General features: G+C 67.6%; 9 protein-coding genes. 8 read left to right on the top strand and 1 reads right to left on the bottom strand.

Going from position 1 to position 13,719, the window contains the following annotated elements; all coding sequences use genetic code 11:
• Nucleotides 1-10 precede the first annotated feature (10 nt).
• The 7 genes from ACIQOV_RS06405 (at nt 11) to ACIQOV_RS06375 (ending at nt 10,966) form a co-directional block, all read left to right on the top strand.
• Nucleotides 11-6,958 (top strand): RHS repeat-associated core domain-containing protein, encoded by a 6,948-nt coding sequence (locus tag ACIQOV_RS06405; RefSeq protein ID WP_401045545.1) that lies wholly within the window; start codon nt 11-13, stop codon nt 6,956-6,958.
• Nucleotides 6,959-7,094: 136 nt separating this feature from the next.
• Nucleotides 7,095-7,784, top strand: a complete 690-nt coding sequence (locus ACIQOV_RS06400; protein ID WP_401045543.1) for a hypothetical protein — start codon at nt 7,095-7,097, stop codon at nt 7,782-7,784.
• Between the two features lie 146 nt (nt 7,785-7,930).
• Nucleotides 7,931-8,745, top strand: a protein-coding gene (locus tag ACIQOV_RS06395; protein ID WP_401045541.1) for an IS5 family transposase whose coding sequence is annotated in 2 segments (ribosomal slippage) — nt 7,931-8,285 and nt 8,285-8,745 — 816 coding nt in all. Because the reading frame shifts where the segments join, the coding sequence is not laid out codon by codon here.
• Nucleotides 8,746-8,757: 12 nt separating this feature from the next.
• Complete coding sequence (locus tag ACIQOV_RS06390; protein ID WP_401045539.1) at nt 8,758-8,943, top strand: hypothetical protein; 186 nt, start codon at nt 8,758-8,760, stop codon at nt 8,941-8,943.
• 667 nt (nt 8,944-9,610) lie between these two features.
• Complete coding sequence (locus ACIQOV_RS06385) at nt 9,611-9,949, top strand: hypothetical protein (RefSeq protein WP_401045537.1); 339 nt, start codon at nt 9,611-9,613, stop codon at nt 9,947-9,949.
• 78 nt (nt 9,950-10,027) lie between these two features.
• Nucleotides 10,028-10,294 carry a hypothetical protein gene (locus tag ACIQOV_RS06380; RefSeq protein WP_401045535.1) on the top strand — a complete coding sequence of 89 codons (267 nt, stop codon included), beginning with the start codon at nt 10,028-10,030 and terminating at the stop codon, nt 10,292-10,294.
• A gap of 207 nt (nt 10,295-10,501) precedes the next feature.
• A complete protein-coding gene (locus ACIQOV_RS06375; protein WP_401045532.1) occupies nt 10,502-10,966 on the top strand; it encodes a hypothetical protein in 465 nt (154 codons plus the stop codon).
• Between the two features lie 176 nt (nt 10,967-11,142).
• On the opposite strand, the gene ACIQOV_RS06370 is transcribed toward ACIQOV_RS06375, so the two are convergent.
• Complete coding sequence (locus tag ACIQOV_RS06370) at nt 11,143-11,349, bottom strand: hypothetical protein (RefSeq protein WP_401045529.1); 207 nt, start codon at nt 11,347-11,349, stop codon at nt 11,143-11,145.
• A gap of 212 nt (nt 11,350-11,561) precedes the next feature.
• On the opposite strand from ACIQOV_RS06370, the gene ACIQOV_RS06365 reads away from it, so the two are divergent.
• The gene (locus ACIQOV_RS06365) at nt 11,562-13,565 is read left to right on the top strand and encodes a ricin-type beta-trefoil lectin domain protein (RefSeq protein WP_401045527.1); all 2,004 of its coding nucleotides are present in this window, start codon (nt 11,562-11,564) and stop codon (nt 13,563-13,565) included.
• Nucleotides 13,566-13,719: the final 154 nt, after the last annotated feature.

The following is a 13,719-nucleotide window of genomic DNA, read 5'->3' as shown; positions in this document are numbered from 1 at the left end:
GGTACCGCCGGTGCCCGGTGACCTGACCCCCCAGGTCGCCCTCGGCTACACCTCGGCGGCCATCGACGGGCGCACCGCGTCCACCAACAACCAGTCCTCCTGGATCGGCGACGGCTGGGACTACAACCCAGGCTTCATCGAGCGCAGCTACACCGGTTGCGTGGGTGACAAGGGCTCGGGCAGCAACGCTCCCGACACAGGCGGTGACCTGTGCTGGAAGTCCGACAACGCCACGGTCTCGCTCAACGGCAGCAGCTCGACGCTGGTGCGCGACGACGCGAGCGGCACGTGGAAGCTGTCCAACGACGACGGCTCGCGCGTGGAGAAGCTCAACGGCAACGCCACGGACACCGCCAACGGCGACACCGACAACGAGTACTGGAAGGTCACCACGACCGACGGCACCCAGTACCTCTTCGGCAAGAACCGCCTGCCCGGATGGACGACGGGCAAGCCCGAGACCGGCTCGGCCCTGACCGTGCCCGTCTTCGGCAACCAGCCGGGCGAGCCCGGCTACGCCCCGGCGTTCAAGGACTCCTCGCGCGACCGCGCCTGGCGCTGGCAGCTGGACTACGTCGTCGACCCGCACGGCAACGCGATCGCGTACTTCTACGACCAGGAGAAGAACGCCTACGCCAAGAACATCGGCGCCAGCACCGGGACCTCCAAGGCCGACAGCGCCTACACCCGTGCCGCCACGCTGAACCGCATCGAGTACGGGCACCGCGCGGGCCGGGTCTACGATGCGTCGCCCGCCGGCAAGGTGACCTTCTCCACCAGCGACCGGTGTGTGGAGACCGCCTGCTCCTTCACTGCCAATGCCGCCAACTGGTACGACACCCCGGTCGACCAGTCCTGCGACAAGGGCCAGGACTGCCGCAACGGCGCCCCGACCTTCTGGTCCAAGAGGCGACTGACGGGCATCAGCACGCAAGCCCTGCAGAGCAACGGCAGCTACCGGGACATCGACGCCTGGAGCCTGGACCAGGACTTCCCCGCCACCGGCAGCAGCGGCGGCCGGGCCCTGTGGCTGAAGACCATCACCCGCACGGCCAAGGCTGGCTCCGCCCAGCTGACCCTCCAGCCGGTGACCTTCGGCCACGGGAACGACCCGCTTCCCAACCGGGTCGACTCCGCCGAGGGCCGTTCGCCGCTGTACCGCTTCCGGATCAACCGGATCACCTCCGAGACCGGCTCCAACACCGACATCAAGTACACCGACATCGACTGCGTCGCCGGCGCCCTGCCCGCCCCGGACAGCAACACCCGGCGCTGCTACCCGTCCTGGTGGACACCTGAGGGCGGGGCCGAACCGGTCCTCGACTGGTTCCACAAGTACCTCGTGGAGAAGGTCACCGAGCACGACATGGTGGCCGGCTCCGGGTCCCCCGACAAGGTCACCGCCTACGAGTACCTCGACGGGGCCGCCTGGCGGCGCGACAACTCCGAGTTCACCTCGGACAAGGAGCGCACCTGGAACGACTTCCGCGGCTACCAGCGAGTCCGCACCCGCGTCGGGGACTCCGATAAGAGCCTGACCGAGACCGTCTACTTCCGCGGCATGGACGGCGACACCCTCGCCAACGGCCAACCCCGCCCCGTCAGCCTCCTCCAGGGCGTCAAGGACAGCAACGAACTCGCCGGCTTCGCGCGCGAGAGCATCGTCTACGACCAGGACGGCGGCAAGCCGCTCACCAGCACGGTGAACGCCCCGTGGGTCCGCAGCACCGCCAGCCGCGCGGTGAAGGCCCTGCCCAGCAAGGACGGCAAGCCCACCACGACCCTGCCGCGCGAGCCCGGTCGACCCGAGGCCACGGCCCTGTCCCCGGTGACCGCCACGATGGTCCGCACCGAAAGCGTGACCACCAACGCGTTCCAGCCCGACGGCAGCACGGCCCGCACGCTCCGTGAGAGCCGCGCCTTCGACGGCTACGGCCAGACCACGACGGTCTCCGACGAGGGCGACACGAACGTCACCGGTGACGAGCAGTGCACCCGCACCACCTACGTCGCCCCGGACACCACCAACTGGCTGATCTCCTACCCCCAGGCCGTCCAGACCACCAGCACGCTCTGCTCGACGAACGCCACCCAGGCGACCGTCACGAGCGAAGCCAGGACGGCCTACGACGGCCGATCCCCCGGATCCCCGCCGGAACCGGGCAAGGGCTACGCCACCACGACGGAGGCCCTGGACCGCTACGACGGCACCACCCCGCACTACCTGACGGTCAGCACCACCGCGTACGACCAGTACGGGCGAGCCATCTCCGTCAAGGACGTCAACAACGCGGAAACGACGACGTCCTACACTCCGGCGAGTGGTTCCCAGGCCACGGTCGTCCAGTCCACCAACGCCAAGCAGTTCACGACCACCACCACCTACGACGGCCTGCGTGCCCTGCCGGTGAAGGTCACCGACGCCAATAACCGCACCACCTACGTCGACTACGACGTCATGGGCCGCACCACGGCCGTGTGGAACCCGGGCCGGGACAAGAGCGCCTCGCCCAACGCGACGTACACGTACACCATCGAGCCGGGCAAGCAGCCCGCCGTCACGACCAGAACCCTGCTGGAGAACGGCGACTACCGCACCGGCATCGCCCTCTACGACGGCCTGCTGCGCCCGCGCCAGGTCCAGGAGCAGGCGTACGGTGTCGATGGCGGCCGCAACCTCACCGACAGCTTCTACGACAGCCACGGCCGGATCTACCGCACCAACGCCGCCTACCACGCCACCGGCGTGCCGGAAGCGGCACTGTGGATCGGCCTGGACAACAAGGTCCCGTCCCAGACCGAGACCGAGTTCGACAGCCTCGACCGCCCCACCGCCAGCATCTTCAAGTCCCTGAACGTGGAGAAGTGGCGCACCACCACCCGCTACGGGGTCAACTGGGGCGCAACCACCCCACCCGAGGGCGGCACACCCACGCTCACCATCACCGACGCCCACGGCCGGACCTCCGAGGTGCGGCAGTACAAGACCGGCAGCCCGGACTACACCTCCGCTTCCGTCTACGAGACCCTCAAATACACCTACAACCCGGCCGGCAAGCTCACCAGGTTCACCGACGCCGCGGGCAACGCCTGGGCCTGGGAGTACGACCTGCTCGGCCGCCAGACCAAGGCGGTCGACCCGGACAGGGGCACCACCACCAGCACCTACAACCCTGACGGCACCTTGGCGACCGTCACCGACGCCCGCGGCAAGACGCTCGCGTACACCTACGACGTCCTCGGTCGGAAGACCGGGATGTTCGACGGTTCCACCACGGGCCCGAAGCTGGCCGAGTGGGCCTTCGACACCCTGCCCGGCAGCAACGGCATGGCCACGGGCAGCACCCGCTGGGAGAACGGCAAGGCGTACACCACCAGCATCACCGGATTCGACGGCGCGGCCCGGCCCACGGGCAGCACCGTCACCATTCCGGACAGCGAAGGAGCCCTCGCCGGCACCTACACCACCTCCCAGACCTACACCCCCAACACCGGCCTGGCAGACACCACGACCTACCCGGCCGGAGGCGGACTCCCCCAGGAGGGCGTCCATCGCAACTACAACCTGCTGGGACTGCCCACCACCGTCAGCGACGGCGGCAACCAGGTCTACTCCCAGGGCACCTCGTACAACCCGTACGGCCAGCTCACGCTCAGCACCATCGGCCGCTTCGGCTCCGGCGCCTACCAGAGCTTCACCTACGAGGACGCCACCAAGCGCCTCGCGCAGGTCCAGACCGACCGCGACAGGAGTCAGCCGCAGACCCTCAACGACAAGACCTACACCTACAACCCGATCGGGAACATCACGCGGGTCCGCGACGACCGCGACAACGCCGCCGTCACGGACACCCAGTGCTACACGTACGACTTCGCCCAGCGCCTGACCAACGCCTGGTCGGCGACCGACAACTGCGTGGCCCAGCCCACACCGGACAAGGGCCCCTACGTCGGCGGAGTCGACCCGTACTGGAGCAGCTACACCTACGACGCGGCGGGCAACCGCACCCAGGCGACCAACCGCAACTTCGGCGCCGCCCCCGGCCCGCTGATGGACACCACCAAGGTGACCTCCGTCGCCATCGCCGGTGACGGCCAGACCACCGCCGTCGCGATCTCCGACGGCCAGGTCTACCTCTCCCAGCAGCGCGCCAATGAAACCTGGCCCAACTTCGAGAACCTGCACAAGACCCAGGCAGGGCCTCTGCCCGCCCCCGTCGACTACGTCGCGGCGGCCTGGGCCGACAACACCCTGCAGATCATGGCCGTCGCCGGCGGCAGGATCTGGCACACCCTGCGCGGACCCGACGGCAGATGGGCAGGATGGGGCGACGTCACCGGCGTGGTCGGCTCCATCGCCAACCCCAGCCAGCTCTCCCTGTCCGCCACCGCCTCAGGGCTGGAGGTCCTCGCCCTCTCCGACGGCGCGCTCAAGCACACCCTGCGCAAGCCCGACGGCAACTGGTCGACCTGGGGCAACGTCTACGGCGAGACCGGCAGCCTCACCGGAGCCACCCGTGTCACCAGCGCGCCCACCGGCTCCGGCCTCGAGGTCATCGTGATCGCGGGCGGCAAGGTCTGGCACACCGTCCGCTTCGGCAACGCCACCTGGCAGAAGTGGGGCGACGTCTACGGCGCCACCGGCGCACTCGGCTCGCCCACCGGCATCACCGCCACCGCCACCAGCGCCGGCCTCGAAGTCGCCGCCATCGCCGGCGGAAACATCTGGCACACCGTCCGCAAACCCGACGCCACCTGGACGAGCTGGGGCAACGTCAGCCAGGTCGTCGGTCAGCTCAACCAGCCACTGTCCGCGGCAGTCGTCAGCTCCTCGGGCGACCTCAAACTCGTCACCGCCGCCGGAGGAACCCTCAACTACACCAAGCGGTCCTACTCCACCGGCAGCTGGAACCCCTGGGCCCAACTCACCCAGAGCCCCGAGACCCCGCTGACCGACCAGGTCCAGCGCACCTCCACCTACCCCGCCCCCGGAGGCACCCGACCCCACGCCCTCTCCCGTGTCGACATCACCGGCACCGGAGCCCGCACCGACACCTTCACCTACGACGAGGCCGGCAACACCGTCCGCCGCGTCACCGCCGACGGCGACCAAGCCCTCGAATGGGACACCGAGGGCCACCTCGCCAAGTCCACCACCGCGGGAAAAAGCACGACCTTCCTCTACGACGCCAACGGCACCCGCCTGCTGCGCCGTGAGCCCGACGCGGTGACCCTCTACCTGGACGGCCAGGAACTCAAGCTCGACAAGACCGCCAACAAGGTCACCGGCACCCGGTACATCACCGTCGCCAACTCCACCATCGTCAAGGCCTCCGACGGCACCCTCAACTACCTCATCAACGACCAGCAGGGAACCGCCCAACTCACCATCAACACCGACAACCTCGCGTACACCCGGGGCGACACCACCCCCTTCGGAACCCTCAGAGGCAAGAAGCCGGCCACCTGGCCCACCGAACGAGGCTTCGTCGGCGGCACCAACGACGCCACCACCGGCCTCACCCACCTCGGAGCGCGCGAGTACGACGCGGCCAACGGCCGCTTCATCTCCGTCGACCCCGTCCTCGACCTCACCGACCCGCAACAGATCAACGGCTACGCCTACAGCAACAACAACCCCGTCAACCTCACCGACCCGAGCGGACTGCGTCCCGAGGGAATCTGCGGTGGATTCGGCACTTGCTACGACAGCAAGGGCAACATCAACACCGAAACGTTCCAGCGCGAGGCCGACGGCACCTACACCGAGCTCTACTGGAACCACTGGAGCGGGAGCAAGGAACACCCCAATGTCGTGAGCCCGCACATGCACATCGTGTACCGCGGCGGATCGCTCAAGCAGAACATCCACGGGATGTTCGACTCGATCCAGTACATCCCCGGTGTGAGCGCCATTGGCGCTGTCGGCTCTGCCGTCATGGACGCCGCCGACGGCCACTACATGAGCGCGGCCCAGAACCTTGCGGGGGCCATCCCCGGCGAGCGCCTGTTCGCGATGGCCGGAAAGGCCGGGAAAGCCGCCATGGCGGCGGACAAGGCCGAAAACGTAGCCGACCAGGTGTCCGACGCCCTGTCGGCCCTCTCGTGTAATGGCTCAGGCGCCACACACAGCTTCCCGCCCGGCACGCGTGTCCTCCTGGCCGACGGCACGACCCAGGCGATCGAATCCCTCCAACTCGGGGACCAGGTCCAGGCGACGGACCCGACAACAGGAGAAACCGAGTCCAAGTCGGTCATCCGCACCATCCGGACGCCGGACGATGAACACTTCGTCGACCTGCAGCTGCAGGTCGACGAAGCCAACGGCGAACCCGCAACGGCAGAGACCCTCACCAGCACCCAGCACCACCCGTTCTGGGACGAGACCACCCGCCAGTGGACCAACGCCGCCGAACTCGTTCCCGGCCACACGGTCCGCACCATCGACGGTCGCACTCCCACCGTCCTGGCAGTAAGGAACTACGACACCGCCCCCCAGGTCGCCTACGACCTCACCATCGCCGACCTCCACACGTACTATGTGCTCGCTGGCGCCACCCCGGTCCTCGTGCACAATGTAGATCCCCCATGTGATGGGCATGGCCTGGAATGGGCAGCATCCGCGGCCCAAGAATTCAAATTTCCGGGTGGCACAAATGGATCGCTATGGCTTGATACAGCAGATGCGCCAATTGATCTTAGCTCGGGACAAGATAACCTCGTCCGCGGCTTTGTGCTGCCCCATGGGGCCCTCAATCAGAACAAGAATCACGTTGAAACTCAGGCTGCATTTCTCATGAAGGAGTATTCGGCCACCAGGGGGACGCTTTTCATAGACAACTGGCCCGTTTGTCCAGTCTGCAAGCAGACTCTTCCTGTCATGATTCCGAAGAACTCCGAACTGACGGTCGTATACCGCCTTCCCAGCGGCCCAATTAAGAGGCCAAAGTTCCCGTGATGGATTAGTGTCTCGGGGTTCAATCTAATTTTATCGAACCCCGAGGCGCTATTGACATGGAGGGCGGTCGATTCATTAATGGCCGTAATCACGTTGGGCGCCTTCGCATACACTGGCCGCGGCCGATGCGACTCCCTTGCGCAGCGAGGTCACTCACGGGCGCGTCCTGTGGCACAATGCCGATGTGATCAACCCTAGAAGCCTAGACCTCACTCGATTCCTGACCGACTGGTACGGGCCGCGCGATGTTCCCGCGGCGACGCTTCCTGCCGCGGCGGCCTGGCTCCCAGCTCCGCTGAAGGCGTGGTTCACGCTGGAAATGCAGTGGAGTATTCCACTTGTAATTTCACAGAAGATGATTCCATGTGACGCAATCGAGCCGCGCGATGGGATGGCCATTTTTATGACAGATTCTTCTGGGGATTGGCGCTGGGCATTTGACGTCAGCACCCCGAATGTGGTGTATGAATCCGCTCTGCATCGGGCCTGGGAAATGGCATCCGAGGAGCTGTCGGATCTCCTGCTTCATAACGCCATTGGTGAATCTGTCATGAATTCCAGAGCTTCACGATTGTGCTCCCACGTACCAGCTAACCTTTTGCCAGAAATTCTGGCACCGATGGATGAGGTCGGGTTTCTTGAATGGCGATGGCCTGCGCCAGGTTGTCGAACCTATATGGGCGACTCACTTGTTGCCCAGGTAGGCCCATCGATTTCCCGCACCGCCCCTTGGGGCCCAATTGATCAATACTTTGAGGTACAGGTCGGAACCAGCAAGATAGATGGGGTTTCATATCTAGACGGCCTGGGCATTGAATGGATTTAGGTGCAACGGGTGCGGTTACTGTTAATGGCGGCAGGTTGTGACAATAAAAGAAATCTTGAAGGTGGTTGAGGCTCCCAAGATTTAGAGGAGCTAACAGAACGGCTTCGTCCCCATGTCTGGTTGTCCATCGGCTCGTTGAGTAGGCCGTGGGGAAGAGAGCGCCGTGGTTGGTGTCGGATGACCTGTGGGATCGGATCGAGCCGCTGCTGCCGGTGCGGCAGCAGCGGCTTCGCAGGATCGGCCGTCCGCCGTTGGACGACCGGGGCTGCCTGCAGGGGATCCTGTTCGTGCTGCACACGGGCATCCAGTGGGAGTGGCTGCCGCAGGAGCTCGGCTTCGGCTCGGGCATGACCTGCTGGCGCCGGCTGCGGGACTGGCACGAGGCCGGCGTGTGGGACCGGCTGCACCAGGTGCTGCTGACCGAATTGCACCGTGCCGGCGAGCTGGACTGGTCGCGGGCGGTGATTGACGGCTCGCACCACCAGGCCCGTCGCGGCGGCCCAAAACAGGACCGAGCCCGGTCGACCGCGTTCGACCGGGCTCGAAGCACCACGTGATCACGGACGGCCGGGGCACGCCACTGGCCATCACCCTGGCCGGCGGCAAACGCCACGACGTCACCCAGCTCCTGCCGCTGCTGGACGCCGTCCCGCCGATCCGGGGCCTGCGTGGACGCCCTCGCCGCAAGCCCCGGCGCCTGTACGCCGACCGCGGCTACGACTTCGACAAGTACCGCCGCCTGCTGTGGAAGCGCGGCATCAAACCGCTGATCGCCCGACGCGGCGTGGCCCACGGTTCCGGGCTGGGCAAGGTTCGGTGGGTCGTTGAGCGCGCGTTCGCCTGGCTGCACCAGTTCAAGCGGCTCCGCACCCGCTACGAGCGACGCGCCGACCTCCACCAGGGCCTGCTCGAACTCGCCTGCAGCATCATCTGCCTACGACGGCTCCGGACGGCATTCTGAAACGATCAGTAAGTGGCTACCCCTGGCGGCCACCTGGAGCCCGAAGGCACCGCGCTGGCCGGCGTGGCCGTACGTAAGCTGACCGACGAGACCGGTATCAGCGCCGAGGGGGATCGCCGCTGGCTGTCCCTTCCGCATGATGTGCACACCATCCTGGAGAACATCGCGAAGTGGGCCTGTCCCGCCGCGGCGCTATGATCTGCAAGGGCGGCCAATGCCGGTTCCCGGTCGCCGCGCTGATCATCGCCGAGCGGGCCGGCGGAATGCTCGATGCCGTTCGGTCGGCCGGTACCAGGACCGGCACGTGGGCAGGCCCGCCTGCCCCCTCATGGTCCGGGCCGCCGCCGCGGGCTTCGGGGGCGACCTCACCCGGCGCGTCGCGTGGTAGTCGGCCAGGTGCTGCTCAGAGGCGTCGAGCAGTGCAAGCGGCCGAATGTCGAGAGGCATCCGGGCTCCGTGTCCGCAGCGGTTCTGTTGGCGACGCGCCGTATCAAGGTGGCGATCATGCCGCCCTGTGGCTTGCGCGCTAGACGGCGGCCGGAGGACCGCCGGAAGGCCGCTTGACGATGTACGTACGTCAACCTATTTCCGCTGGCGGTGAATTCCCGGCATATCCAGGCAGAAGCGAATCGGAAGATTGTCTTCGGGATTCCTCCCCGCCGTCCGCCAGGGCGCCTTTGCCCGCTTCATCCCGTCGGCCCGTCGGCAAGGGCTGGTCGATCCCGGTGGCGAATGCCACTCTCTTCCGTTGTTGGCGGTACGGGGCCGCGAGGGCCGGTAATTGGGCTCGGCGCAGGCCGATGATTCCGTATCGCCAGGTCGCAACGATCCGTCAGTTGAACGGGACAGGGAGAGCGGTACTTCCATGAATCTTCGGAGCAAGCGAATTGCCGCGGTGACACTCGCCGCCGCGACCGTGGTCGGCGGAGGCGTCGTCGCCGCTTCGCCCGCCAGCGCCATCGGCCCCGTGCAGTGCCCCGGCGGCGAGCAGAAGGCCTACGGCATCGAGCTGTGGATGTCGGGCTGGCAGCTCTGCTACGCGGGCAGCGTGGGGGCGATCTACCCCAACGTCGACGGCGTGAACCTGGTTACCTCGCAGTGGAACAACGGCATCATCACGGCGAACGGCACGAACTACAACCTCTACGCCGGCGGGAGCCTCAGCTTCACGAGCGCGCACGTCTCCGAAGTGCAGATCGTGTGATTCCGCCGGCGGCGGGCGTCCTCCGGATGCCCGCCGCCCGCTGTTCTCCGCTTTTCTCCGGGGAGGAGAAGAATTCCGATGCCGATGCTACCGCGGGGACGTACCCCGCTCGCGCTCACCGTTCTGGCCGTGGCCGTGAGTTCCCTTTCCACCTGTTCCGGCGGGGGCCAGGCGAATTCCAGCCCGCCGCCGACGGGCCGGGTGCCGGTCATCGACCGGCCCGAGCAGATCACCCTTCCGCTCGACGGCTACAAGCCGACCGCCGAGCAGGCCGTGACGATCAGCCGGGCCTCGCACCTCGTCACGGCCCGCTGCATGAGGGACTTCGGCCTCCAGGCCCCGTAGGAGGCCTACGACGCCTTCACCCAGGCGGCGACGGCGGCCAGGGAACGGACCCAGCTCTACGGGTACTTCGCCCCGGCGAAGGCGGCCGAGAAGGGGTACGACCGGAACCAGGTCATCCCCGATTCCACCCTCTTCCCGGACGTCGCCTCGGTGCTCTACGGAGCGGACCCCTCGGGGAAGCCGGTCACGAGTTTCAACGGCAGGCCGGTGCCGAAGGGAGGCTGCCGGCAGGCCGGCGCGGACGCGCTCGGCGGGCCGCCGCCTGTGCCGGGCACCGCGCAGGGCCTGCCCGACAAGGGCCCCCGGATCCCCCTCACCGACCCGCGCCTGACCGCCGCGTACGCGGAGTGGAGCGCGTGCATGAAGGAGAAGGGCTACAGCTACGCCAACCCGGCGGACGCCTACAGCGACCGCAAGTGGGGCGCGGCGGGCACCACCCCCCTGGCCGCGACGCCGCCCCCGCGCAGCCCGGACGAGGTGTCGACGGCCGAGGCCGACATCGCCTGCAAGATCTCCCTGAACACGGTCGGCCGGCTCGTCGCGGTGGAGACCGCCTACGACAACCAGTACATCGCGAGGAACGCCGACGCCCTGCGGAGCTTCGCTCAGCAGCTGAGCGCGCGGACGCAGCGGGCGCAGGCCGTCATCTCGCAGGACGGCGCCGCCGGTTAGGGAACCTCCTCGAAGGCCGGATCCGGAACGGGACCGGGGCCGGGACGCGCGGCGCCGGGCGGGGCGGGGTGATGGGCGACGTCACCGGCCTCGTCCTCGCCGCCGGAGGGCTGGACACCGCTTGGCGCAGGAAGTCGGCCGGTCCGACTTCCTGCGCCAAGGGCCCGCCACGTGGGTTACGCGTTGCCGCCCCGGCCGCGCAGGAGGTCCGCGATGCGCGCGTCGACCTGCTCGCGGTCGTAGCCCCGCCACCTGATGGGGAACGCCGGCGGGGGCGGCGGTGAGACGGCTCCGGACAGGGCGCTGAGGTAGTGGTCGACCTGCTCGCGGTCGTAGCCGCGCCGGACCAGGTCGAAGCCGCGGAACTCCGGTGATGTGGACACCTCGCGGGTCCTCCAATCTCTGACGACTCTCTGACGGCCGCTCGCCCGGGCCACGGGGATCGAGGCCGGTCCGCAGGGCTCGCCGGCCGGGGTGGCGGGTGAAAGGCGTCAGGCTTCTTGATCTTGTCATATGGATCGCGTCAGGAGCTGCGGGACGGGGAATTTCCGGTGCCTACCATCCAACTTCCCCGAGAAGAAAGATGGTTCCGACCTTGCGCCTCCTCTCCCGCCTGAAACGCGCCCTGGCCTGCGGGGTCGCCGCCGTCGCCGTGGTCTCCGGCCTGACCGCGCAGGCCCAGGCCGCGCCCGCCGCGCCCGCTGCGGCGGCCCCGGTGGACAAGACCTGCGGAACCCCGGCCACGCCGGGCGGCGGCAACTGCATGACCGCGTTGATCAACTCCGCCTTCGACATGATCAGGCTCATGCACAACGCCGCCAATCTCAACAAGCTGGACAACGCGGAGTTCACCCAGAGCACCGCGACGAAGTTGAGTGCGAAGTTCCCGGGGTTCAACGTCATGGTGTTCAAGACCGTGGGCACCGACCTGTACGACACCGAGTGGTTCAAGAACGAGTACAAGGCCGACATGAAGGGGGTGCTGATCGACACCACCTACAAGCTCAACCACTTCCTGGACAAGGAGAAGAAGGAACCGTCCGGCTACGACGTGTTCCGGATCTGGGTCTTCCAGGGAGACTCGACCTTCCGCAACCGGGGCGACGGCGGCTACCTGAACTGGGCGTTCACCGGCAACGACGGTGACACCGTCAAGAAGGAGCCGTGGACCTGCCGGATAGGCACCGCGCGGCCCTACAAGTGCGACGGCGACGTGCGCACCATCCACTTCCCCGCCCGGTCCGGCTACGGCACCAGGACCGGCAGCCTGACCCCCGACTCCAGCGGCCCCGGCTACCACGCCTGCCTGGACGTCAGCGGCAACGGCACCGCGAACGGCACCCCCGTGCAGATGTGGGAGTGCAACAGCGGCGACGCCCAGAAGTGGACCTACAACGGTTACAAGCTCCAGGCGGCCAACGGCAAGTGCCTCGACCTGGAGGCCAACAAGACCGCGAACGGGACCAAGCTCCAGGTCTGGGACTGCCTGGAGATCCCCGGCCAACGCTGGAACATGTCGCCCAGCGGCGGTTTCCGGCACATGACGGACCAGGACGACCGGTCCAAGGACGTCTGCATCGACGACTTCAGCGGCCGGACCGCCAACGGCAGCACGGTGGCGGCCTGGGCCTGCGGCTCCGAGGACCGGCGGGACGCGCCCAACCAGAACTGGGCCTGGGGCGGCACCCCGCCGACCACCAACCCGCCCACGCCCGGCGGCGGCACCGGCAACGGCGCCGACGTGTACCTGAAGCTCGACAACGGCCTGGGCGCCGTCCCGCTCAGCGGCTCCGCCGGCGCGTCGGTCGTCCCCGGGATCCGGGGTGGCAGCGAATCCCAGTGGAAGCTCACCCCGGTGGGCGGCGGTCGCTACCGGATCACCAGCTCCTACGGCCTGGAACTCACCGAGAACAGCAACTACATGGCCGAACTCCAGCCATGGAGCAACTCCTCCAAGCAGAAGTGGGAGCTCGTCGGAGTCGGCAACGGCAAGTACCGGATCCGGATCTCCGACGACGACTGCCTCGCCCACGACGCCGACTTCAAGCAGCTCGGCGTGTGGACGTGCAAGCAGGGCTGGCAGCAGGAGTGGGTCCTGGAGTCCACGTCCGGCGGCGTGATCACCCCGGCCGAACCGGGCACGCCGACCGGCCCGAAGGACCCGAAGGACCCGAAGGACCCGACGAGCGGAGGCGGTTCCAGCATCCCGATCGAGCGGCCGCTGTTCCTGAAGCTCTCCAACGGGTTGGGCGCCTCGGCACCCACCGAGACCGCGAGCTGGGGCTCGCCCATCGTGGGCGGGATCCTGGGGTACAAGGGGTCCCGCTGGACCATCAAGCCGCTGGGCGGGGACCGCTACCGGATCGTCAACGACCTCGGGTTCAACCTCACCGAGAACCCCGAGACCTATGTCGCCGAGCAGCAGGCCTGGGGCAACACCTCCAACCAGAAGTGGGAGTTCGTCAGCCTCGGCAACGGCAAGTACCGGATCCAGATCGGCGACGACGACTGCCTCACCCACGACTCCGACTTCAAGCAGCTCGGGGTATGGAGCTGTGAAGGCGGTTGGAAGCAGGAGTGGTCCTTCCAGCTTCTCTGAACGGCAGTCCGGTAACGACTCGTACTGACCGGCTGGTTGCGGTGGTCCCGGCCCGGCCGGGACCACCGCAAACCGGGGGGGGGGGCCCCCCGTGGGTGCGCCCCCCCCCCCCCCGCGGGGGGGGTAGGGCGGTCGGGGGGGTGGGGGAGAGTGT

The organism is Kitasatospora sp. NPDC091257, assembly GCF_044757675.1.
Lineage (GTDB): Bacteria > Actinomycetota > Actinomycetes > Streptomycetales > Streptomycetaceae > Kitasatospora > Kitasatospora lactacystinica.
The sequence above is the reverse complement of the archived record's forward strand: the minus strand, read 5'-3'. Positions and strand labels throughout refer to the sequence as shown.